This window comes from Buttiauxella sp. B2, assembly GCF_006376615.1.
GTDB lineage: Bacteria > Pseudomonadota > Gammaproteobacteria > Enterobacterales > Enterobacteriaceae > Buttiauxella.
Genome location: NZ_VEXQ01000010.1, coordinates 23,613 through 47,629, shown reverse-complemented (window position 1 = coordinate 47,629; position 24,017 = coordinate 23,613). Strand labels below are relative to the sequence as shown.

The following is a 24,017-nucleotide window of genomic DNA, read 5'->3' as shown; positions in this document are numbered from 1 at the left end:
AGAATATCTGTTATCCATGAAGAGTGTACCAGGTTTTATCTGTTTATCTGTGTTTCCGCTACCCGTGATACCTCGAACTGCAGGGGCACTCACTTACCCCCATCATTTGTTCAGATAAGTTCCTCGAGATAAGTTCCCAGGCCGCCTGCCTGCAGCTCGAATTATTTGATGTAAATATCTATCGATATTCTATGGAGCAAGGGTGCTTGCGCAGCTAAAAATATGAAGTTAGAAGTATGGCGGGAATAAAATATCAAGTGTTTTCTTAGTGCTTATTAAGACATTGCCTAGGCAAGATAAAGACTTCACATATATTATTTAACTTAAATTGCTCTTAAAGTATTCAGGTCTAAAGATAGTGTTTTTGGCAATGATATTTATTCATCACTATCAAAGATAATTTAATATCTCCACAAGGATAGGGGAGTGGCAAGGTCTGTTTATGACTCTATTGTTTCAGCCAGAATAATGAAGGATGCATTATTCGAACGCATCATTAATAATGAAGGAATACCCATGAAATTCAGCAAAATCACTTTATCTTTAATTGCTGGTATTGCATTAGTCAGCAGTGCGGCACATGCAGATCCGGTTACTGTCAATGGCGGTACTATTCACTTTAAAGGTGAACTGGTTAATGCAGCTTGTACTGTAAGCTCGCAGTCTTCTGACCAGACTGTGAAACTGGGTCAATATCGTACTGCGGCTTTCACTAAAGTAGGTGACACTTCAGCTCAGATCCCTTTCACCATCGTTCTGAACGACTGTGATACAGACGTCTCAACCATGGCGTCAGTCTCTTTCTCCGGGCAGACTGATTTAACTGACCCAACGCTACTGTCAATTAACTCTAGCGATAACAGCACCACAGCTACAGGTGTAGGTATCGAAATTCTTGATAGTGCGTCTAAAGTACTGAAGCCTGACGGCACTACATTCTCAACAGCACAAACTTTGATTAATGGCACCAATACTTTGCCATTTACCGCACGCTATAAAGCAACAGCTGCGGTCGCAACGGCAGGCCAGGCCAACGCTGACGCCACTTTCGTGATGAAATACGAATAATCGAATAGTACAAGGATGACCACAGCTCCACGGACGGGGCTGACCAGATGTTAACCCTCGGAAGGTGATTTGGAAGGCGACAATGATAAGGAAAATACCGCTCGTCATTTGATAGCGAATAGAGATTAATTATCCCCAATGCAACGCATGATATTTGGGGTGTTAATCATGGTGTTTACTTTGTACTTATATATCCCAGGGTATTAAGAATGACTATAATAATGGTATCTCGTGATGAATAATTTATTTAAATCAGGCATGGGCATAGTGCTGAGCCTTTTAATGACATCTTTTAGTGTGCAAGCCAGTGGGGGAATCGCTCTGGGTGCTACGCGGGTTGTTTATCCTGCCGATGCTAAACAAACATCGCTCTCTATTAATAATAGCGACGGCAAAGAACGCTATCTGGTTAACTCATGGATTGAGAATAATCTCGGTGCAAGAGACAAGAGTTTTATCGTGACCCCCCCGTTGTTCGTCAGCGAACCTAAAAGCGAAAACACGCTGCGTATTATTTACGCAGGCCCACCGTTACCGTCTGACCGCGAATCCATTTTCTGGATGAATGTAAAAGCGATTCCGTCGGTTGATAAAGACAGTCTTGACGGCAGTAACGTGCTGCAACTGGCGATCCTGTCACGCATCAAGTTGTTTGTGCGCCCTAAAAACCTGCAAATGCAGCCAGAAGAGGCATTTAAACAACTGCGCTTTAGCCGCAACAGTAGCTCTCTAAGCATTCACAACCCTTCTGCGTACTACGTCACCGTGGTCAATCTGAAAGTCGGCAAGGAGAAGCTGGCCAACACAATGGTTGCACCAAAAAGTGAATCAAAGGTGCCCGTTCCGGCAGGAGTGAGAGGAGCTATTTCTTTCCAGAATGTGAATGATTATGGTGCGGTAACGCCTGTGCAAGCTGGCGTGATGCAGTAAAGCGGTACCAAAAGGAAATCTGGCAAATGAACAACAAGTCAGTCACTCCGCTTGTGGCGATGATAATGGCAGTGCTTTGGCCTGGGATAAGCTTAGGAGCAAGCTACTTTAACCCCGGTTTTTTGTCGGAAGAAGACGCCTCCGTTGCAGACTTATCGCGTTTTGAAAAAGGGAGCCATCAGGCTCCAGGCGAATATCGCGTGGACATCTGGCGTAACGGTGAATTTATCACCACCCAGGATATTCGTTTTATGGCAAGCGATAAGGCGGCCGGTAAGGCGACATCAAGTGGTCTTGTACCGTGCCTGGATGTTGATTGGCTAAAACGCCTTGGCCTGAACATGCTTGCCTATCCCAGTCTTGCGAAGTTTAAGCAAGGGGAATGCGTACCGCTGGCTGATATGATTCCGGACTCAGAAACCACGTTTGATTTTGCCAAACTTCGCCTGGATATTAGCCTGCCGCAAGCCTCTTTGCTCAACAGCGCACGCGGCTATATTCCCCCACAGGAATGGGACGAAGGGATCCCTGCGGCACTGGTTAATTACAACTTTACGGGTAACCGTGGCAGCGGCGACGATAACTATTATCTCAGTCTGCAAAGTGGTTTGAACTATGGGCCGTGGCGGCTGCGCAACAGTGGTGCCTGGAACTACACTCGCGGTGATGGCTACCACACCAATAGCTGGAACAACATCAGCACTTACGCACAGCGGACAATTATTCCGCTCAAAAGTGAATGGGTGATGGGCGACAGCAACACCGGCAGCGACGTGTTCGATAGCCTCGGTTTCCGAGGTGCACGGCTTTATTCGGCAGACAGTATGTACCCGGATAGCCTGCAAGGTTACGCGCCAACAGTTCGCGGTATTGCCCGCACCAACGCCAAAATCACCATTCGCCAGAACAGTTTTGTGATTTACCAGAGTTATGTGTCGCCTGGTGCTTTCACTATTAGCGATCTGAATCCGACATCTTCAAGCGGTGATCTTGACGTTACGTTGGAAGAAAAAGATGGCACGCAGCAAAAATACACCGTGCCGTATTCCACCGTTCCGCTATTGCAGCGTGAAGGGCGGCTGAAATACGACCTGGTTGTCGGAGATTTCCGTAGCGGTAGCGATCAACAAGACACTCCATTCTTTACCCAAGGCACCCTAATTGCCGGTTTACCCAATGGCTATACCGCTTATGGTGGTACGCAACTTGCTGAACGTTATACGTCAGTCGCGCTTGGCGCGGGTAAAAACCTGGGTGAGTGGGGCGCGATTTCGCTTGATGTCACGCACGCTCACAGCAAACTGGCCGATGACAGCGAGCATCAGGGCCAATCACTGCGTTTTCTGTACGCCAAATCTCTGAGCGGGTACGGCACCAACTTCCAACTGCTTGGCTACCGTTACTCAACGCGCGGGTTCTATACGTTGGATGAAGTGGCTTACAAAGATATCGAAGGTTACGAGTACGCACCCGACGACCAGGGGAATCACAACGCTGAACCAGTCGTGCAGAGCTATCACAACTTGCATAACAGCAAGCGGGGACGTTTCCAGATTAACATTTCTCAATCACTTGGCGACTATGGCTCGCTCTATGTTTCCGGCAGCCAGCAAACCTATTGGGAAACGAGCGAAAACAACACGTGGTACCAGGCCGGTTACGCCAGCGGTTGGCGCGGTATTAGCTATTCGCTTTCGATGTCGTGGAGTAAATCGGTCGGTATTTCTGAAAATGATCGCATCGTGGCATTTAACCTCTCGGTGCCGTTTAGCACATTGCTGGGCCACGGTTATTCCCGCACCAGCACTATCGATCGTGCCTATGCCACCTTTGCTGCAAGTAGCAACTCTGATGGCGACAGCACCCTGCAAACTGGGATTGGCGGCACGTTGCTTGAGGGCCGCAACCTCAATTACAGCGTGACTCAGGGCCACAGCGACAGTAATGGCTACAGCGGTAGCGCGAATGCGACCTGGCAGGCCACTTACGGCACATTGGGGCTGGGTTACAACTATGACCGTGACCAACACGATTACAACTGGCAGGCATCGGGTGGGGTGGTGGGTCATGCCGATGGCATCACCTTTAGCCAGCCACTTGGGGACACCAATGTGCTTATCAAAGCACCGGGTGCCAGCGGTGTTAACGTCGAAAATCAGACTGGTGTGAAAACCGACTGGCGGGGTTATGCCGTCATGCCTTATGCCGCGGTTTATCGCTATAACCGCATCGCCCTGGATACCAACTCAATGGATAACCATACCGACATTGAAAATAACGTCAGCAGCGTGGTGCCGACTGAAGGTGCGTTGGTGCGGGCGGAATTCAAAGCGCGTATCGGCGTGCGGGCCATTATCACCGTGACACGTAGTGGGCGAGCCGTGCCGTTTGGCTCTGTGGTGCGCGAAGAAACCAGCGGGGCAACCAGTATGGCTGGTGATGAAGGCCAAATCTATCTGAGTGGTTTACCGCTGGAAGGCAAGCTGCTTATCCAGTGGGGCGACGGCAAAGGCTCACAGTGTTTTGCCCCTTACTCGCTGCCGAAGGAGAGCCTGAAACAGGCTGTCGTGATGGCGTCTGCCACTTGTTCTTAGCTTTGCCGCACGATTCAGGAATCTATTTATGAAATTGATGACTTATTTCGCCGGAGCCACGCTACTCATTTGCGCGGCCCCCGCTTTTGCCACGGTTTGCCGTAACTCTAACGGCGTGCCGACCGAAATAACCTACGATCTGTCGAACGTGTTCACCAGCGCCAATAATAACGTCGGGCAAATCGTCACGCTGGCGGAAAAATCAGGCTGGGTTGGGGTTAATGCTACCTGTCCGTCCGGGACTTCCGGCAACACCACGATGCGCAGCTACGTCAGCAGTTTGCCGGTGCAGGATGTTATCAGCGGTTATCAGTACATGACCATCAATGAGTATCTGCAAGGGGCGATGAGTATTACCGATAGCTACGCCGGGCAGTTTTTCCCGCCGAAGAACTACATTCAAATGGGCAATCACCCCAACGTATCAAAGCAGCAGCCTTTCCCGGTGAATGACTCAAAGCTGATTTTCAAACTCAAGGTGACGCGGCGTTTTATCAATATGGTGCCGATCCCTAAGCAGACGATGTTTACGGTGTATGTCACCACGCGCAATAGCGATCCGCTGACCACGCCGGTTTATACCATTAGCTACAGCGGCAAGGTGGAAGTGCCGCAAACCTGTGAAATCAACGCCGGGCAAATCGTCGAGTTTGATTTTGGTGATATCGGTGCGGCGCTGTTTAGCCAGGCAGGGGCGGGGAATCGCCCGCAGAGCGTGACGCCGCAGAGTAAGACGGTGGCGATTAAATGCACCAACGTGGCGGCGCAAGCGTATCTCACTCTGCGTCTGGAGGCCGAAAAAGTGTCCGGTAATATGATGGTATCCAACAATAACGATCTGGGGTTTATGATCTCTGATCACAACGGATTTCCACTTACGCCCAATAATTTGAACAGTAAAATCCAGTTCAGTCTTGATGATGCCGCAGCGGCGCAAGTGGGTATTCGCGCCTGGCCGGTGAGCGTCACCGGGAACAAACCAGCGGAAGGCCCGTTTAGTGCGCGGGGTTATTTACGGGTGGACTATGACTAAGCAAAGGTGCTGCAACAGGCTGCTGATTTTGCTGTCTGCAGGAATGATGATGAGCCAGGCGCAGGCCGACTCTCCTCTGGGTGAAATCAATATTGAACTGCGCGGCAATGTGGTGGATTTCAGCTGTTATGTGGAAACCGCCGATGAAAATAAAACGGTGCAGTTAGGTACGTGGCCAATTAAGCAGTTGCGCACCGCAGGTAGCACCACACAAAGTATGCCGTTCACGCTAAAACTCAATGGTTGTCCGCCTGGGGCTGCTTCAATAACGTTTTCTGGTAAGCAGGCCAGTGGCAATCCAGGGCTGCTGGCACTAAATGACAGCAGCGGTGCAACCAATGTGGCCGTCGAGTTGCGAGATAAAGATAAAACTCAGTTGCCGCTCGAGCAAGCGAGTCAGGACGTGGCTGTTGATGCGAACGGTAATGCAGTATTAACGTTTTTTGCCAACTACATCGCTCTGGCCGATAACCCACAACCTGGGCAGGCTAACGCAGATGCTACTTTTATGATTAATTACTACTAGCCGTCGTACATCAGGCAGCGGGGTATTGGCTTCAGGCATACTCTTCAGTCACTTATTAAAGTAAGGTCTGAAGATTTCCAGGCCCATCCCTGGACCTGACCCTTTTGGGGCCGCTGCAAGTCGCATTCAAATCTGCTCCCGGCAAATTTGACATTTTCTTACTCTCTACCCGTAACTCAAATTATATTGGTGCATACAGGATGAATCTTATACAGATTGAAAACAGGATTATGATTTCCATTTTTTTATTTCAATCTGTGATCCGTGTCTATAATAATTCTTTCACGCGAGCATAGTCGATGAGCTCAACAATAGAGCTTACATGTAGCTTTGAAAATATATTGGATTTATGAGCGCTAATTGTCTTGTTACTCAGTAAAAGTTGCTCGGCTATTTCTTTGTTGGAAAGGCCATTAGCCAGATAGCGTAATACCGTTATTTCACGATTAGACAATGGCGTATCATCAGTTGCACCTTTACGTGATGTCGGGTTGCTGATGAATTCCAGAGTTTCAGAGGGGAAAAATGAATATCCGGAAAGCAGCATTTCGACTGCCTTATAGATATCTTCCTGTTCCTTTCTTTTGCTGACAAACCCATTTGCACCTGCCTGAATGGCGCGGCCCGCATAGAACCTTTCCGACTTAGATGATAAAAATAGTATTCGAGTTTTCTCTTGTATGTTTTTGATTCTTTTCAATAAAGTGAACCCGTCTGTAGTGGGGAGTTCAATGTCAAGAATCACCAAATCTACCGGATGATTGCGCATATAGTTAATGACCTCTCGGCCATTGTCAGTTTTCAAAACAACTTCAATATTCTTATTTTTCTGTAACAGTACTTCGATTGACATTCTGACAATAGGGTGTTCGTCCATAATAATTACGGATGCAGGTTTCATATTTTTGCCTTGGAATTTTTGAGGAACACATTGCATTGGCGCACAGTTGCAGATTGCGAAAGTGATAAAATGTTTAACTGGCGAGTATTTTATTATGTATGCAGAGTGCTCCCTTGAAATTTAAATCGTCCTTTAAATGATCAGTGTTTCTAATATTTTAATATGTAGTCGAAAAACTATTTAATCAGATGAGCGAATGTTTTCTTATTGGCTGAATGGGTCGTTTGATTATACAGCCATATTATTTCAGAGAAAGGCTGCAGATAACTAAGGGTAATGATTCTGCGATCAAATTCTGATTGATTAGGTTAATTATTTGTTATTTGGATAATGCCTCTGTGTTAAGTTAAATGTTTGGCAAAAAAGTTTGTTTTAAATATAAAGAACAGTGCGAACTATCAAATGTTTATTATTTGTTATACTGATTTTGGACGAATCGCATGAGTTATGCGGGGGTGCGTGGCGTATTTTGCGGAAATGGGGTATTCCAGGAATAGTTATAATTGTTAACAACTTGATCTATTTTAACAAAATAGAAACATTGAAAATAAGTAATTTCTTAGCTTTCACTCGAAAGTCAGTAGGTTAGTACCATTACTCTTTTTCCGTTGTTACAAAGATAATTTATTTAATAGATGTATAAGCGCTTTGTTGTTGTCGAGCCCAATCCTGGCGTTAATTTTGCCTACCGTATAAACCACATAGTGATAGGGTTTCTTTAATGATGTCGCAATGGTTTTCAACGAATCCCCTTCAGTCACCTTCAGAAGAATGTGCCATTCCCGGTTAGAAAGTGGAACAGGAGAACACTCTCGCAAATTCTTTTTATGCACCAGCAAATGACGCAGTTCGCTGACAGCCTGCCGTCGTTCTACCACGGGTGAGGATGACGCTGCTTTGAGAAGGTTGGTGGTGTGTGTGCATCTGCAAGCGGTGAGCAGGGTAATATTGAGTCTGGGGCAAGTTTTCTGCCACCGCCTTGTCGTATCCAGTATGTGAATAATGGGTTCGTTTACGCCGTCAAGATCGATGAGAATCTTCGGTAAGGGGCTTTGTACAAGAAAATTCTCCATCTCTGTGAGTAAAGTACAAACGCGGGTGCGCTGATGCTTAAAAAGGTACTGAGTCAACGCCAGAGACAGATAGCTGTCGTTAGTGACAAGAACCATATCGAGCGATTCACCCAAATGCTTTGCATGGATTTGTAGTTGCAGGAACTCAAGGCGGTCGAAGACCAGAGGTACAGTTGTGCCGTGCGAATTGGCAGGGTTGCCATTGCTGATACGGCGATATCTTCGTTTGCGTGCGGCTATATACAAAAGCTTACTCACCCGCCAAAAGAACGAAGCAAGTATCCACGTTCATTAAGACCTGAATTAATGTTGAATCAGAATTTATATCCATATTGTTCGCTAACAGTATAAGTGAATACTGGAATAGAGGTGCGGTTAACTTCAGGTTAATCAGAAACTGCATGTTTACAGTTTCTGACTATATCGTAGCAATACATCCTGGCAGAAAGTTAGCGTATTGGGTATTAGGATTGGCTTAAGCGAGCATAAGGAATTTCTTAAGAAATATGATAAGCCAGGAAGGATAGTCATTTAAAAACATCAGTTCAATAACAATGATGTAAAAGAGAGTGGCTAATTTATTAAGAAAAACAGGTTGGTTCTTATGAAATTTATTAATTCGTTCTGATTGCTAATTCGAAGTTTTCTCATAATCGACTTGCGATATAATTTTGCAGTATCTTCATCAATATTCATCATCCACGCTGAGTTTTCTAAGGAATTACCGCTGGCAATGTGCTTGAGTAATGCTCGTTCGGTCACCGAAAAGCTGCGGGTAGTGCAGTAACGGCAAATGCTGTTGGGTACGGCAACCGTGTTCTTTCCTCGTCTTGTCGGTTCTGTCCAGTGCATTATTTTGCGGGTAATTTCGTCAACTTCTTCTTCCCTGTAAATAACGGGAAGCAGATACAGGCAAGGGCGGAACATCAGCCTCTGATGTTCATTTTTACAGCAAATAAGAATAATACGTTGGGATTTTGTTGCTTTGGGCATTTTATAGCAATCTGCAGTTACCCAATTATCATCCAGCGCCATAAAGACAATATCCGCTATATTATGATGCTCTGGTGATAAAAAGCGAAATGGTTCGTGTCGTTGTTTGCAAATTTGCTCAACAATAATTTTTATACCATGAACAAAGTGGCTGTTTTTTTCTCGTATTGCAACGGTAAGCATGAAGACCTTCCTGGGGAAATAGATCAGAAAGTGATCATAATAAAATAATAACGGGGATTAAATAACCTGCGGCCTAATTAATAAGTCGCTGAGGATGAGTCATAGCCAGGTGTTTTCCTGGCTTTTTTAATATTCAATATCTGAGACCAAAATGCTGCTTTAGCGCCTTATAGCCTCTAATTGTGATACGTACACTGCGGCTGCCTGGTTCCTTTTCGATCCATTCTTGCAGCGTAAAGTGAGTCAATAAAGATGCGCCAAGCGCACCTCCCAGATGAAATCGCCGTTGGCTCCAGTCAAGGCAGGGGCAACAGAACTTGCGTCGTGATGTTTCAGACTCCGTACATATTCCCAGAGCAGCAAACGTTTTTTTGCCCTCAGGTGTAAGCCCAGATTCTTCTTCGTTTAGCCATTCACGCTGCATTAGCTGAGAATACAGGTCGACCGCGACCTCTCCGGCAAGATGGTCATAACAGGTTCTGGCATGGCGAAGATAATTGGGTGTGGTAACTCGTTGCGAGTAAAGGCCTGTGAACGAAACACCCATCAACTTTTCAAGCAATTCGGCGATAGCCGCGTTAGCCAGTCGATAATAACGATGACGACCTTGCGCAAGGCAAATAATGAAATGCTGGTCGGCCAGTTTAGCCAGATGGGCGCTTGCCGTGGAAGGGGAAACATCGGCAGCGGCCCCAAGTTCAGTTGCGGTCCATGCTCGTCCGTCCATCAATGCACATAGCATACGTGCTCGTGATTTATCAGCCATTAAGGCTGCTGTCGCAGCAAGCAGGTCCTCCGGTTGTGACACGTGCTGTAACTCATTATTTTTTTCGCGGTGTAAGGCCATCTGAACCTCAACAGTTTGTTTGGCGCTTGCCGCCGGTGGGAAATACCGACGGCGTTATCATACTTATTCGTTACCAGAATCCGTTAAATATGGTTATCACTGTACCGCTCGAAACACCATCTCAGCCCCCAGGGCAATAAGGCAGACCAGGAAACAGCGGCGGAACATGAATGGGGAGATAAAATTTCGCAGCTTCTGCCCGGCAAACAACCCAGCCAGCGCAGGTAGAACCGCCAGGCTGGATGCTGCTAATGAACTTGTCTGAAAAGCCCCGTTCCACCATAACCCAGCGGCAAGCGCAAAGGTCGAACAGGTAAAGGATATACCGAGTGCCTGAACGAGTTCATCTTTATCCAATCCCAATGACTGAAGCCACGGTACCGCGGGCATAACAAATACGCCCGTTCCACCGGTCAGCATGCCGGTTATCAGCCCGATGACCGGAGAGATATATTTTTCACGATGGGAAGTGACAGAGTAGATACGGCCTGAGAGGGTCCATAACCCGTAAATAATCAGGGCAATTCCCAGTGCTAACTGTGTGTGGGAACTATTGCCTTGCGCAATCCAGCCACTGGTAAAGAATGTAGCAATAATAACCATTAACAACATGGGCCACAGTCGACGAAAAAGAGTGGCCGTATTTATGCCGCTTCCCAGTTGAAAGATATTGGTGACAAAAGAAGGTAACAGCAGCATACCTGCAGCGGTAACCGGTGATAGTAAGGAACCCAACAGACCCATTGCTACTGTTGGAAGCCCCATTCCTGTCACACCTTTAACCAGTCCTGCAAGCAGGAAAGTGGTACCGATAAGTGCCGTTGTAAAGACATCAACATCAGCCATGACAGTTATCATCCTTTACCGGAGCCTGCCCGCGATCTGTTTTACTATAATCCCGGACAACTGAGGTTACCCGCAGCCGGTAATGGCTGAATATACTGTCGCGACCTTCTTGCTGGGCTGAACGATGCTCGGTCTGTCGGCGCCAGTTGAGCACGGCTTCTTCATCTTGCCACCAGGATAATGAAAGGATTTTTTCCGGCTGCGACAAGCTTTGAAAACGTTCGATCGAGATGAATCCCTCGATATCGGCGAGTAAAGGTTTTAGCTCCGCAGCCAGCTCAAGATAACGCTGTCGGGAATCAGGAAAGGGTTCGGCTTCAAAAATAACAGCAAACATAATGGGCTCCTTTTTCTATGAACAAACAGCATGAGCCCTCAAATATGTTAATGCTTCGTTGTAGAACGAAATGTGCCTATCTACTTGTGATAAGAAAAGATCATGTGTCTGTGAGTCGTTCCCCGGTCTGTGCATCAAACAGGTGAATCGCCTCGCTGTTGGCTTCCAGATACAGCGGTTGATCTGAGCTGGCGCGGGCACGCCCGGTGAACTGGACATGAAGAGGGAACCCGTTCCAGTCGACGTGCAGCAGGCTGCTTTCACCGGTCACTTCCAACAAGCGCAACGTTGCTGCGGGCTGTGTATTGTGCAGCACAGGCTTCAGATCATGCGGGCGCAGGCCAAGCGTTACCGCTTTACCTTCGGATTGCTGCGCCTGTCGCGCCCATTTATCCGGCAGGGGGAACCACAATTCATTGCATTTTACGCCCGGTTTGTCGTCGATATTTTTGAACACGCCGCTGAGCAAATTCATGGGTGGTGAGCCGATAAACCGTGCCACAAAAGTGTTTACCGGTTGGTCGTAAATGGACAGTGGGTCGCCCTGTTGCACGATGAATCCGTCTTTCATTACCACGATGTTATCGGCAAGGGTCATCGCTTCAATCTGATCGTGGGTGACATATACAGTGGTGGTTCGAAACTGCTGATGCAGTGATTTGATTTCCGCCCGCAGTTCCATCCGCAGTTGAGCGTCGAGGTTGGAGAGCGGTTCATCAAACAGAAATACTTTCGGGTTGCGCACCAGTGCACGACCCATCGCCACACGTTGGCGCTGACCGCCGGACAAATCTTTTGGCAGGCGTTTCAGCAGATGGTCAATACCCAGGACTTTTGCCGCCTGTTGGACTTTGGCTTGTTGCTCTGCTTTAGGTACTTTTTTCACCTGCATGTGGAAAGCCATATTTTCGGCGACAGTCAGGTGTGGGTACAGCGCGTAACTCTGGAACACCATCGCGATATCACGATCGGCCGGATCGAAATTATTGATTTGCTGTTTATCGAGCAAAATATCGCCGCCCGAAAGTGTTTCCAGCCCCGCCAGCAGACGCAACAATGTGGATTTCCCACAGCCTGACGGGCCGACCAGTACAGTGAAACTGCCGTCTTTGATGGTCAAGTTCAGCGGTTTTAGTACCTGCATTTTGCCGTATTTTTTGGCGACGTTTACCAGTTCAACCTGAGCCATTTAGATCTTCTCCACAAGGCCAAAAAGCGATTGCCAGTCAGGATATTGGCGCGGGGAACTGCTTATTGCACAACCGGCAACGCGCACACCCCATTGCAGCGCAGTAGCAGGTGGTAGGCCATAAATCAGTGCCGATAAAAACCCGGCATTAAAACTGTCTCCGGCACCGATGGTATCCACCACCTCAACCGGCTCGGCCTGCTGATACAGCGTAAGATCTTTTGCCCACAGACGCGCACCATCGGGGCCACACTTGGCAACGCAAAAAGCATTGTCGGCCATTTGTTCGAGCAGGTTTTTTGCGGCGGATTCGAGTGTTTTTGCATTTGCAAAACCGAGCGTTTCGACTTCATTGAGCAGCAGCGCATCGCAGTACTTTAGCCATTTGTTCGCTTGCTCGCGTAGTGCATCGCTCCAGTCTTCCGGCGGCCAGCCGCTATCAACGGCAATCCGATATCCACGCTGTTTCAGCGTTGCCAGTAGTTGCGGGTATTCGGCATACAATGTGGTACACAGCCAGGTGCCGCACAGCAAAACCCAATCGCCGGGCTGTGCCATTTCTGGCACTTGCGCCAGAACGTCTTGCATAGATAGACGAACAATATGCCCCTGATTGCTGAAAAACGTGCGCTCGTGGTCGGGATGGGTCACACCAAAAGTGAGTGATGTTTCACAATCGTACGTTGGCCAGTACGGTGCGCTTTCTGGAAACAGGCTCGCCAGCCAACCCGTGAACTGATCGTTACCCTGATTGGCGACTAAACGATAGGGCGATTCGAGTGCCGCCAGCGCCAGCGCACAGTTTCCGGCGGAACCACCGGGGCGCAGTGAACTGCTTTCGAGCATCGCTTCAGTACCTTTTTTCGGCCACTCGTACAATGTGCTCATAATCAAATCGACATTGATATTACCCACCACATACAGCGTGGTGTGGGTGTCAGGTTTTGCTTTCATAAGTGAGGATTCTCCTTGTCCATCGTCAACCTTTGCTGCCGCCAGCGGTTAATCCGCTAACCAGCGTTTTTTGTAGCCAAAGCGCAATAAAGAGCGGCGGAACAGCCGCAAGAATACCGACGGCGGCAATCAACCCGTCATCGGTGGCGCGCCCAGCCGTGAATCCAGCGATAGTTACCGGCAAGGTTTGGGCATCAATATTGTTGGTAAACAGCAGGGCGTAGAAAAACTCGTCCCACGCCAGAAGCCAGCCGAACATCGCTGATGCACCGAGTGCCGGTTTCGCCAGCGGCAGAGTGATTCGCAGCAACACCTGCCAGTAGCGTAACCCGTCGAGGCGAGCGGCTTGCTCGATGTCGATAGGCAACGCATCGAACTGGTTTTTCAGCATCCAGGTCAGAAACGGGATGATCATCGAGCAATAGACCAGAATCAGCCCGATATGAGTATTGAGCAGCGTTAGTTTTTCCAGAATGAAGTACAGAGGCAGCACAAATGCTACCGGCGGCACCATGTAAATCGCCAGGCCGCCAAACAGCCAGACATCGCGACCAGGATAACGTGAAAAACTATAGGCTGCAGGAATCGACAGCAGCAGAGAAATCAGCGTGGCACCGCAGGCCACCAACATACTGTTGCCGATCGCATGTAAAAACAGCGCACCGGGTTGCCCCGCTTCCAAGGTCAGCAGGCTGGCATAACGGCTGAAATCCCACTGGCGCGGTAGCCACTCTAACGGAATGCGGGTCAAGTCTTCCGCTGAGCTGACGCTCATCAGAAACATCCAGAGCAGCGGCGCAAGAATCGATATCGCCAGAGTCAGCGCTGCGAAATATCGCAATGCCAGGCGGATTTTCTGTTTCATTCGGCGCTCCCTGAACGGCGTTGACGCAGCAGCATCACCATATAAATCAAAATCAGCACGGCGCAAATCAGCGTCATCAGTATTGCGTACGCAGCACCGCTGCCAGCACGCAAATAGCTAAATGACTCCTGATAGACGAAGAAACTGACGGTTTTGGTGCTGTCGAGTGGGCCACCGCGGGTCATGACATAAATAATGTCGAAGATTTTAAACGCGTCGATGGTGCGCAAAATCAGTGCCACAGCCAGCGGCGCAGCAATTGCAGGCAAGGTTATCTTGCGAAAACGGCGGAAAGCCGATGCGCCATCGAGACGCGCAGCTTCAAATAAATCGTCTGGAATCGTTTGTAACGCCGCCAGCACCAGCAGGGTGATCAACGGGTAGTTCTTCCAGATATCAGCGAACATCACCGCATTAATGGCCGAATTCGGATCGCCAAGCCAACTACGGTAGGTATCAATCAGCCCGATTTGTGAAAGCAGGGCGTTGATACTGCCGTAATCCGGATTAAAGTTCAGCCGCCACATCGTCGCATTGACGATAGTCGGCAGTGCCCATGGCAAAATTACCAGCACGCGCAGAGCGCTGCGCCCCCAGAATTGCTGATTGAGTAGCAGGGCGACCAGCACACCAATAAATCCTTCAATACCGACCGAAACCACGGTGAAATAGAGCGTGCGCCAGAGTGCTGCGCGAAAATCAGGGTCAGTCAACGCATAGAGATAATTATCGCTTGCGACCCAGTTCGGTGCGGTACCGTCGCCAATCAATCCGGCGTCAGTAAAACTAAGCCACAGCGTGCGGGCGAGCGGCCAGGCTGTCAGTAAAAACATCATTAACAACATGGGCGCGAGGAGCAACCACGCCTGACGCTTCTCACGTTGGAGTAATGTCGACGACATGTTTAGTTTCCGTGGTTTTCGCCCCTGATACCGAAATATTTGGGGCGATGTGAAGGCGTTAAATGTAATTAATGCAAACGGTCGGCTGCGGTGGTGGCGGCTTCCATACCGTCTTGTGCCGGAGCTTTACCTTGCAATACTGCCTGAATATTTTGCTGCAAAATGTTCGATAAACGGGAGTAATCCGCTGTGACTGGGCGCGACAACATCACGTTCAGCGACGTTTTCGCGGCGGCAATCAGCGGCTCCTGGCCTTTTTGTACCTCTGGGTCATCGTAAGAGGATTTCCAGATTGGCAGGCTCAGTTTGGCGTATCTGTCCTGCACCGGCTGCGACGTCATGTAGCTGATAAATTCCCACGCTTGATCAGGATGTGCACTGGCTTTGGCGATGCCTAATCCCATTGAACCGTTTACGCCCGACGCGCCGCCTGCGGTTTCACTCGGCGCAGGTATCACACCAACATCACCCGCGATTTTGCTCTGTTTCGGGTCGTTTGCCATGTTGTACATATATGTCCAGTTCAGGGCGAAAGCGGCGTCCCCGTTGGAGAAGGACTTACGCACGTCTTCTTCCAGATATTCGCGTGAGTTCGGATTGGTCAGCCCTTTATCCAGTGTTTCTTTCATGTAATTAATGGCTTTCATGGCACCCGAATTGGTGAAATTAAGTTTGCCGTCTTTATAGAACTCACCTTTAAACGCCGATACAAGCGTGGTGTAGTCGCACAACAGTGCTTCGGACTGCGACCAGCTCCACACCAGCGGGTACTTTACGATGCCTTTTTCTTTCAGGATGGCAGATTGTTTTTCAACATCAGCCCAGGTCGCCGGTGGAGTAGTGATCCCGGCTTTAGCGAGCATCGCTTTGTTGTAATACAGATATTTGGTATCGAGGATCCACGGCATTCCCCAGCGTTTATCTTTGTAGGTCACGGTTGAAATCGCACCGTCAAAAATCTTGCTGCTGACATCCGCAGGAATACGCGCGGTTACGTCCTGCAACAGACCGAACTTGTTGAATTCGGCGGGCCAGATAGTGTCGAAAAGCACCACGTCATACCCTTTGGCACCCGCTCCGCGAGCGGCGACAATTTTGTCATGTAGCGCTTCGTAAGGAACAAATTCCAGGTTCACTTTGATATCAGGATGCTGTTTGGTGAAATCTGCGGTCATTGCGCGGATATCGGCTTCGCTATACGCCGCCTGAGTCATAAACAGGGCGCTAAGTGTCGTCTCAGCAAGCGCGGTGGCTGAAAATCCCAGGGTGAGAGCAGAGAGGGCGCACAAGGTGGCCGCAGGGGTAAGTCGTAGGCTCATCGTCATTCTCCGAAACAGGGTTAGGTTTATTAAATCAATTTGATTGCTTTAATTGACTAAAAAGTGGGCTGACTTTTCAGCCAGTCCCTGCGTCCCTGCCGGATGATGCTTTGCTACTGGGGCTTCACTATGAATCGATTACTGAATGTGATAATGACTGGTTAATATAATTAACATATCAATAACATTGAAAGCTGTGATGGCGACGTCAAATTCAATTCATCATAATTATAAAATCAAATTGATTGCTGTAATCACTCTTAGCATACTGCCCGTAGGTTTCCCCATTGGGTACAAGGCCGTGATAACAACTTCTGGTACCAATCTTGAGCACGCCCGTGCTCACAATCGTCGCGTGGTTATTGAAGCCATTCGCCTTAATGGTGAGTTGACCCGTGCCGAAATCGCCCGTTTGACGTCGCTTACACCGCAAACCGTATCCAATATTGCGACCGAGCTTGAACTGGCTGGTCTTCTTTCATCTCACCTCCCGCGTCGTGCGGGTGGGCGCGGCCAACCAGCAACGCCACTGACACTCAATCCTGATAGCGCCTATTCCATCGGCATCCATCTTGATCATCAGTCGCTGCTGATTGTTCTGGTTGATCTCACCGGAACCGTTCGCTTTCGCAAATTTATCCCTATTCGGAAACCGCAGCCCGAGCCGACTCTGGCTCTTATTGAAAAAATTCTGCAAGAAATGCGCCAACAGGTGAAAATCGACTGGCGAAAAATGTTGGGCGTCGGTGTGGTGATGCCTGGGCCATTTGGCGTTGAGGGGATTTCCTCACAAGGGCCGACTACGCTCCACGGTTGGGACAATGTGGATATTGAAGCGCGTTTGAGCGCGATAACCGGCTGGCCAGTCACGCTTGAAAACGATGCAACGGTGGCAGCCATCGGCGAGCGTTTTCACGGTGTCGCCAAGCAATTATCGTCATTTGTGTATTTGTATATCGGCACGGGTTTGGGCGCAGGCATCTTCACCGACGGGCGAATTTATACCGGACATGCACACAATGCGGGCGAAGTCGGCCACATGGTGGTGCAACCGGGCGGGCGCGAATGTTATTGCGGGAACAAAGGTTGCCTCGAACGCTACGTTTCTTTGCAGGCAGCATATGAAGCCTGTGGGCTGGATCCAATGTCGGCGATGCCAGAGGATTTACTCAATGTTGATGAAGCATTATTCGATAAATGGCTTGAGTCAGCTGTTGAGCCGGCGCTTCAGGCCATCAATATTATGGAATGTGTGTTCGATGCGCAGAGTGTGATAATCGGCGGCACCATGCCGAAACCGCTGGTGGAAAAGCTTATCAAACGCCTGACACCGCTTTATAGCTCGGTGCGCAGCCGCAGCCCACAGGGCATGCGAATTCGCCTTGGTATGTCCGGCAGCGACACCGCCGCACTCGGTGCTGCCGCATTGCCTATCTTCGACGAGTTCAATCCGCAATATGAAGTTCTGTTGAAGTAGGAGATTGGTGACACGGCTTGAGGAGAAAAGGCCGTTTGTATGACTTCCTGCTGGCATTATTCTGACCGGTGAATAACCGCAATCTTATGATGTTCCTGAATTAGAACAGGTATTCCCCATTCGTCATTTTAAAGAGCCGCTATACTTCAAAATAATTTTTCTAAAGGGTGATTAGGATGAAAAGGTTACTACTTCCACTGGCTTTGATAATGACCAGCAACGTTGCATTTGCGCAACAAATCTCAGATAAACATGCAGAAGATGCTTACGTCTATGGTTACTCGATGGATGAAGCGTATAAATTTTTCTATGAAACGGCAGTGAAAACCAACACGCCAATGAACCGTTTCCAGAATATTCGCCATCTTGCTGATGATACCTATACTGCTCACCCGACAATTAATAACGATACATTGCATCTTATGGGATGGCTGGATGTTGCTGCTGAGCCTGTTATTGTCAGCGTACCGGACATGGATAAAGGTCGCTATTGGGTTCTACATACCATGGATATGGGGCATTACACGACGTCGATGATCGGTGCCCGTACGCGAGGTAATAAAGGCGGTCACTTTATGTTTGCTTCCCGTAGCTGGAAAGGGGAGGTACCACCAAGCGTGACAGAAGTTATACGTGTTGACTCTGACCTTCTCAAGTTGATGGGTCGAATCATGGCAACGAACAAAGAAGACGAAAAAGTCGCACTCAACTATATGGATGACTGGAACGTACGGACGCTATCCGCGTACTTAGGTGTTCCTGGCCCTAAAGAAACAGAACGCACGTATCCTGATCCTGACAAAACTAACTGGCTACAGCGTGTCAACTTTGTGCTTTGCGAAGGTGACATGGCGCAGTCTGATAAAAAGTGGCTCGATCAATACAAAGATGTGGGTATCGAACCATGTAAGGAAGATTTCACGCCGGAGCAGCTCGCGGCAGCTAAACGCGGTGAGGAACTCGGCATGGCTCACCTTAAAGAGCTTGCTCCTCAAATGAAAAATGCAGGAAAACTACTCGGTACCCGTGCAGAACTGGGAGAAGGACAGCGTGATCTCTTTGCGGAAGGGACGATGATGGGCCAGTGGGGATTACCCCCTGAAGAGTCTGTCTATCTGCAAGAAGTTAAAGGTTCAGATGGGCAAAATATCAATGGCGCTAACGGTAAAAAATACCGCGTACATTTCAAAGCACCTGAGGTTAGCCAGTTCTGGTCTTTCACGTCTTATGCGTCGGACACTAAATTAATGGCACCCAATGCCATTAATCGCCATAGCCGTGGGGATCGGACTCTGAAACCAGATGCAGATGGTATGTACACCATTGAAATGAGTGCCAAGGGCGATGTAAATAATCCGAACTGGTTGCCAATCCCGGAAAAAGACACCTACATCATTATGCGAATGTACGGACCAAGCAAAGATGTTCAGGAAGGTAAATACACTTTCCCAACTGTCGAGGTTGTGAAGTAATACAGTTGTTACGTTAAACAAGATAGCTGGGGAAACCCGGCTATCTCCAGGACCCTTAATTGATGTGAGCTTGCTAAATAACAAAATCAGGCTGCGCAACGTCTTATCCCCCGTCCTCGTCAAATAGCGAACGGATGCTGTGATTGTCCTGGTGAAAGTTTTCACTATGTTGGTATTTGTCTGCACAATACATTGTGAAAGAGAAGAACCCACCTTGTTTAAGCTTTGGTCTCCCATCAGTTGCCTTATACCATTTATCGCCTTTTAGACCTGAATTGCGATAAATATATACAGCATCTTGAGGAGGGAATAAACCGAGTGCAACTGAAGCACTAAGATTTAATTATCACTGGATAAAATTTCCCTCTGACCCCTGCCGTATCATTCAAAATTGGAAGTTTAGCCGCCTCTTTCTGGTATTTGGCTCGCAATTCCATCAACGTTTTTTGATCTCAGTTTACCGGTTTATAATCTTTGACCTTTGTGCCCTCAGACCTGGTAACAGTTATATTATTCTGGAGTTGATGAACGGAGTTGATATCTTCAGGGTCACTTGGGTTAACTTGAGTGCGTACAATGATTGCGGCAAATTTTGTCTGAGATTTAATATCAAAAGCACCCGGGCTATAAAAAACCTGATCGGTGAAATCATCATTTTGCATGATCATTGCAGACTGATAACGCCTATCTTCGATTTTGGCAATGTTACTGTTGTGCCGTCTGGTACGAAATAAATACCGAATGAGTACACTGTGTCACGATTCAGTAAAGTATTCAAAGCATTGATAAATCTGTGAAATTCCAGGTTTTTCAGAGTGACTCTGATGGTTTCAGTTGAAGAAAAATGTCGGTTTTGTGGCAAGGCGGAAGCCGTTAAAAAAATTCGCCACGAAATGCAACCACCCTGCCACTGGATTTCCTGAGCGTTCAGCTCATCTGCGAAGCCGATGAAATGTTGTCATTCGTGGGCAATAAAAAGCAGCAACGCAGGCTTTGGTATGCATGGGAAACTCGCCTGAAATGTATTATTGCTAATACATTTGGTCGCCGAAGCAGGAAGACTCTTCACAAATTACTGAGGAGGAAATCAGGTTTAAGGTTGCTTTCTGGTGCACTAATAGTTTCAGGGTTTACGATATTTTGCCGAAAAAGGAACACATTATGGGTAAGCTTTACACGCAGTGAATTGAACGTGAAAACCTGACTTGCGTAACAGGTTGAAGATGCTCGATCGTAAGACGCTGGGTGACTCAAAACCTGCGGAAATGCATGACAAAATCATCGTGACTTTTATCGATCGAGAATATTACCTTTGAAGCCATCAGTTAACTATTTGAATATAATACAATTTTTACATGCTGTATCATGTTGGTCATATTCTCATGACGATATACTTACGGTTTATTAATACCGCAGCTATTGAGCGACTCCAATGTTGCAAAAAATCAATAATTATTTTATTTAATAACGAATAAAACAATTGAAACATCATTTCATTTTGTTGATCTAGCTATCTCTTTCTGAAAGAAAAATTAATTAGCATCGTCACCAGTCCGATGACTGATTTTTTAATTCACAACAGGGAAAGACTAAATGAAATTTTTCTTTAAACTTACTGCTTTAGCTACATTATTAGTTTCAGTTTCTTCAGGTGCGGTTACACTGGATTATCGTCATGAATTTAAACCAGAAAGCGGCACCAATGCTGACAGAATTAAAATAGGCCACACTACTGAAGATGGCTATTTTGCGAGCGTTGAAGGCAAAGTGTCTGAAAAAACAGAAGTCGATAATGAAGGCTACAAAAACGGCATTGAGAAATACAGTGGCAATGGTAGCGAGTTTGAATTTGGTAAGAATTTCATTATCAATGACCAGTTAACAATTGCGCCAGCAGTTAACCTGGATGTTGGTGATACCTATATTGGTTATCGCATGCAGGTTAAAGCCATCTACAATATTAATGATAGCTGGATGACTTCTCTGCGGTGGCGTCCAGGTATTGAGGTGAGTGAAAATGCCGGTGTTGAGGACAAAAACTATAACCAATTTAACTGGGAACTTGGTTATACGTATCAACAATTCTCTATTGTCGGTGATTTTGAATATCGCTTCACAAATTATGAAGATTATGAAGGTGACCATAATTATTGGCTCTATAACGTTGTAGCCAGCTATAGCATTGATAAACACTGGAAGCCATATACTGAAATCGGATATGTTCCACGTTACAATCAAGATCATGAGAAAGATGAAATGGAAGTTCGTTATCGTATGGGTATCAAATATACTTTCTAAATCCAGATGATAAAAATCAGTTCGAGTATTCAAGAGTTGAAGGTAGATTTAAAAAATAACTGTAATAAAAGCAATAGCGAACTGATTTAACTATATTTAAGCATTGCAGTAGGGAGGGTTCATTTATAGCAGCCAAACGAGGAAGTGATTAAATTAAAATTTTAATCCATTATCCAGGCATTCAGCTTCCTGCAGTCGCTGGGTATAAGCCAGTAGACTGTGAGCTTTTAGCTCTGTGATGCATGGATCTGCTAGGGCATTTGACACACACAGCTTGGTCCCGTGCATCATCCAGTACAAACCTGGTTTCCATCGTCGGAGACTGTCGTCCTGGTGAACACATTGATGATGAACGCCGCATATGCGAACATCATTATGCCACCTCTTTTGAGCGGGCAAAAAACTAAAGAGATTCAATCTACATGACTCGGGGTGCCCTTCTTCGTTGAAGGCTGAGAAATACCCGTACCACCTGATCTGGATAATGCCAGCGTAGGGAAGTCAGATGCCTGTCCGGTATCCCTTCTTCACGCTGGACAGGAGATTAATGATGCAACCTGACCTGCTACCCGGCCACATCGCCGCGTCGGTTTTACAGCAACTTCGCAACACATCCCCCCTTATTCACTGCATAACTAACGATGTAGTGCAAAGTTTTACCGCTAATGTGCTTTTAGCTGTAAGCGCGTCTCCCGCGATGGTGATTGAACCAGAAGAAGCTGCGCAATTTGCACCCATCGCCAACGCTTTGCTTATCAATATTGGCACGCTTACCACTGAACGTAGCCGTGCAATGCTTGCTGCCATTCATGCGGTGAATCAATCTTCTACGCCGTGGATACTCGACCCCGTTGCCGTGGGTGGGCTTACGTTTCGCACGCAGTTCGCCCATGATGTTCTCGCGCTAAATCCTGCGGCTATTCGTGGTAATGCATCTGAAATCCTTGCACTTGCCGGTGTTCAATCCGGTGGGCGAGGTGTGGATAGCACCGATGATGCACTCTCCGCGTTACCTGCGGCGCGCAAACTCGCGCAATCAACGGGTGCGATTGTCGCCGTAACCGGTGAGCGCGATTACATTACCGACGGTGAAAAAAGCTGGAGTGTTGTGGGTGGCGGCGTGCTGATGACTCGCGTAGTCGGCACCGGTTGTGCGCTTTCTGCCGTTGTTGCAGCCTGTTGTTCGTTATCGGGCTCACGGTTGGATAACGTGGCTGCGGCTTGCCAGTTTATGAAACTTGCCGGTAAACAGGCGATTGCCACAAGCCACGGGCCTGGTAGTTTTACGCCTGCATTTCTGGATGCGCTTTACCATCTGAATGGGGAGGCACTGGCATGAAAGGGCTAAAACGCATTAATGCGCTGACTATCGCAGGGACCGACCCGAGCGGCGGCGCGGGGATTCAGGCCGATCTCAAAACTTTTTCCGCCTTAGGCGCGTATGGCACCAGCGTCATCACCGCACTGGTGGCGCAAAACACGCGTGGCGTGCAATCGGTTTATCGTATCGAACCCGCGTTTGTCGCCGCCCAACTTGATTCTGTACTGAGTGATGTGCGTATTGACACGATTAAAATTGGGATGCTGGCGCAGACGGATATTGTTGAAACGGTGGCTGAACGGCTGGCGTTTTATAAAATGCAAAACGTCGTTCTTGATACCGTAATGCTGGCGAAAAGTGGTGATCCACTACTGGCTCCTTGCGCGGTGGAAAGTTTGCGTCGTCAGTTGTTGCCGCGAGTGGCGCTGATCACTCCAAATCTGCCAGAAGCCGCGGCCTTGCTGGATACCGCGCACGCAAAGAACGAACGTGAAATGAAAGAGCAAGGCGATGCACTGTTAGGGTTGGGCTGCAAAGCGGTGCTAATGAAAGGTGGACATCTTGATGATAGCGAAAGTCCGGACTGGCTGTTCACGCGCAATGGAGCGCAGCGTTTTACTGCTCCACGCGTGCAAACCCGCCATACCCACGGCACAGGTTGCACGTTATCTGCCGCGCTTGCCGCGCTTTATCCCCGGTTTAATGATTGGCCGAAAACCATAGAATACGCGAAAAAATGGTTATCCCAGGCGTTAGAGCAGGCGGATTCCCTGGAAGTCGGGCATGGAATTGGGCCAGTTCATCATTTTCATGAATGGTGGTGAGTCGGTGACATCCACCTGGAGCATTGAGTTATACTGTTTTTCACCTAATCTTCCAGAACTTACAT

22 protein-coding genes, 1 pseudogene and 1 riboswitch are annotated in these 24,017 nt (G+C 47.9%); of the genes and pseudogenes, 11 read left to right on the top strand and 12 right to left on the bottom strand.

The genetic code is table 11. The annotated features are described in order from the left end of the window. The first annotated feature begins 516 nt into the window (after window positions 1-516). The 5 genes from fimA (at window position 517) to sfmF (ending at window position 6,151) form a co-directional block, all read left to right on the top strand. A complete protein-coding gene (gene fimA, locus FH968_RS12870) occupies window positions 517-1,068 on the top strand; it encodes a type 1 fimbrial major subunit FimA (protein WP_139880108.1) in 552 nt (183 codons plus the stop codon). A 234-nt stretch (window positions 1,069-1,302) separates the two neighbouring features. Continuing rightward, a complete protein-coding gene (fimC, locus tag FH968_RS12865; protein ID WP_139880106.1) occupies window positions 1,303-1,998 on the top strand; it encodes a type 1 fimbria chaperone FimC in 696 nt (231 codons plus the stop codon). 26 nt (window positions 1,999-2,024) lie between these two features. Further along, window positions 2,025-4,592, top strand: coding sequence for a fimbrial biogenesis usher protein (locus FH968_RS12860; protein WP_139880104.1), 2,568 nt, complete (start codon window positions 2,025-2,027; stop codon window positions 4,590-4,592). Window positions 4,593-4,620: 28 nt separating this feature from the next. Further along, window positions 4,621-5,625 carry a type 1 fimbria D-mannose specific adhesin FimH gene (gene fimH / locus FH968_RS12855; RefSeq protein WP_139880101.1) on the top strand — a complete coding sequence of 335 codons (1,005 nt, stop codon included), beginning with the start codon at window positions 4,621-4,623 and terminating at the stop codon, window positions 5,623-5,625. Window positions 5,626-5,668: 43 nt separating this feature from the next. Beyond that, window positions 5,669-6,151: a fimbria assembly protein gene (gene sfmF, locus FH968_RS12850; protein ID WP_370451502.1), complete on the top strand. Its 483-nt coding sequence runs from the start codon at window positions 5,669-5,671 to the stop codon at window positions 6,149-6,151. A 268-nt stretch (window positions 6,152-6,419) separates the two neighbouring features. Here sfmF and fimZ read toward each other — a convergent pair whose 3' ends face one another. The 11 genes from fimZ to FH968_RS12795 all read right to left on the bottom strand — a co-directional run bounded on the left by fimZ (window position 6,420) and on the right by FH968_RS12795 (window position 16,560). Continuing rightward, window positions 6,420-7,052, bottom strand: coding sequence for a fimbria biosynthesis transcriptional regulator FimZ (gene fimZ / locus FH968_RS12845; RefSeq protein ID WP_139880097.1), 633 nt, complete (start codon window positions 7,050-7,052; stop codon window positions 6,420-6,422). A 611-nt stretch (window positions 7,053-7,663) separates the two neighbouring features. Further along, window positions 7,664-8,371, bottom strand: a complete 708-nt coding sequence (locus FH968_RS12840) for a hypothetical protein (RefSeq protein ID WP_139880095.1) — start codon at window positions 8,369-8,371, stop codon at window positions 7,664-7,666. 327 nt (window positions 8,372-8,698) lie between these two features. Then, entirely contained in the window at window positions 8,699-9,301 is a 603-nt protein-coding gene (fimW, locus tag FH968_RS12835; protein ID WP_139880093.1) for a fimbria biosynthesis transcriptional regulator FimW, read from the bottom strand. Between the two features lie 133 nt (window positions 9,302-9,434). Then, window positions 9,435-10,067, bottom strand: coding sequence for a helix-turn-helix transcriptional regulator (locus FH968_RS12830; protein ID WP_255431506.1), 633 nt, complete (start codon window positions 10,065-10,067; stop codon window positions 9,435-9,437). 177 nt (window positions 10,068-10,244) lie between these two features. After that, on the bottom strand, window positions 10,245-10,994 hold the full coding sequence (locus FH968_RS12825) for a sulfite exporter TauE/SafE family protein (RefSeq protein WP_139880089.1): 750 nt from the start codon (window positions 10,992-10,994) through the stop codon (window positions 10,245-10,247). Further along, on the bottom strand, window positions 10,987-11,331 hold the full coding sequence (locus FH968_RS12820; RefSeq protein ID WP_139880087.1) for an antibiotic biosynthesis monooxygenase: 345 nt from the start codon (window positions 11,329-11,331) through the stop codon (window positions 10,987-10,989). The genes FH968_RS12825 and FH968_RS12820 overlap by 8 nt, the downstream gene beginning before the upstream one ends. A 100-nt stretch (window positions 11,332-11,431) precedes the next feature. Beyond that, window positions 11,432-12,520: an ABC transporter ATP-binding protein gene (locus FH968_RS12815; RefSeq protein WP_139880085.1), complete on the bottom strand. Its 1,089-nt coding sequence runs from the start codon at window positions 12,518-12,520 to the stop codon at window positions 11,432-11,434. Continuing rightward, a complete protein-coding gene (locus FH968_RS12810; RefSeq protein ID WP_139880083.1) occupies window positions 12,521-13,474 on the bottom strand; it encodes a carbohydrate kinase family protein in 954 nt (317 codons plus the stop codon). It abuts the gene before it with no gap. A 25-nt stretch (window positions 13,475-13,499) separates the two neighbouring features. Continuing rightward, on the bottom strand, window positions 13,500-14,339 hold the full coding sequence (locus FH968_RS12805) for a carbohydrate ABC transporter permease (RefSeq protein ID WP_139880081.1): 840 nt from the start codon (window positions 14,337-14,339) through the stop codon (window positions 13,500-13,502). Further along, on the bottom strand, window positions 14,336-15,241 hold the full coding sequence (locus FH968_RS12800; RefSeq protein WP_139880079.1) for a carbohydrate ABC transporter permease: 906 nt from the start codon (window positions 15,239-15,241) through the stop codon (window positions 14,336-14,338). Before FH968_RS12800 ends, FH968_RS12805 begins: the two co-directional genes overlap by 4 nt. Before the next feature lie 68 nt (window positions 15,242-15,309). After that, the gene (locus tag FH968_RS12795) at window positions 15,310-16,560 is read right to left on the bottom strand and encodes an extracellular solute-binding protein (protein WP_139880077.1); all 1,251 of its coding nucleotides are present in this window, start codon (window positions 16,558-16,560) and stop codon (window positions 15,310-15,312) included. A gap of 304 nt (window positions 16,561-16,864) precedes the next feature. Here FH968_RS12795 and FH968_RS12790 point away from each other — a divergent pair, with 304 nt between their 5' ends. Further along, on the top strand, window positions 16,865-18,037 hold the full coding sequence (locus FH968_RS12790) for an ROK family transcriptional regulator (RefSeq protein WP_189389121.1): 1,173 nt from the start codon (window positions 16,865-16,867) through the stop codon (window positions 18,035-18,037). Window positions 18,038-18,213: 176 nt separating this feature from the next. After that, window positions 18,214-19,509, top strand: coding sequence for a DUF1254 domain-containing protein (locus FH968_RS12785; protein ID WP_139880073.1), 1,296 nt, complete (start codon window positions 18,214-18,216; stop codon window positions 19,507-19,509). A gap of 452 nt (window positions 19,510-19,961) precedes the next feature. Here the strand turns inward: FH968_RS12785 and FH968_RS12780 are convergent, their stop codons facing one another. Further along, on the bottom strand, window positions 19,962-20,171 hold the full coding sequence (locus FH968_RS12780; RefSeq protein WP_189389110.1) for a DUF1254 domain-containing protein: 210 nt from the start codon (window positions 20,169-20,171) through the stop codon (window positions 19,962-19,964). Between the two features lie 215 nt (window positions 20,172-20,386). On the opposite strand from FH968_RS12780, the pseudogene FH968_RS23885 reads away from it, so the two are divergent. From FH968_RS23885 to thiD, 4 genes and pseudogenes are all read left to right on the top strand, one after another. After that, window positions 20,387-20,825, top strand: a pseudogene (locus FH968_RS23885) (IS1 family transposase); the annotation flags it as partial. Between the two features lie 277 nt (window positions 20,826-21,102). Further along, on the top strand, window positions 21,103-21,807 hold the full coding sequence (locus tag FH968_RS12765) for an oligogalacturonate-specific porin KdgM family protein (protein ID WP_139880063.1): 705 nt from the start codon (window positions 21,103-21,105) through the stop codon (window positions 21,805-21,807). A 418-nt stretch (window positions 21,808-22,225) separates the two neighbouring features. After that, window positions 22,226-22,323: riboswitch (TPP riboswitch) on the top strand. Between the two features lie 34 nt (window positions 22,324-22,357). Further along, window positions 22,358-23,146, top strand: a complete 789-nt coding sequence (thiM, locus tag FH968_RS12760) for a hydroxyethylthiazole kinase (protein ID WP_139880321.1) — start codon at window positions 22,358-22,360, stop codon at window positions 23,144-23,146. Then, window positions 23,143-23,952 carry a bifunctional hydroxymethylpyrimidine kinase/phosphomethylpyrimidine kinase gene (thiD, locus tag FH968_RS12755; protein WP_139880060.1) on the top strand — a complete coding sequence of 270 codons (810 nt, stop codon included), beginning with the start codon at window positions 23,143-23,145 and terminating at the stop codon, window positions 23,950-23,952. The genes thiM and thiD overlap by 4 nt, the downstream gene beginning before the upstream one ends. The last annotated feature ends 65 nt before the right edge of the window (window positions 23,953-24,017 follow it).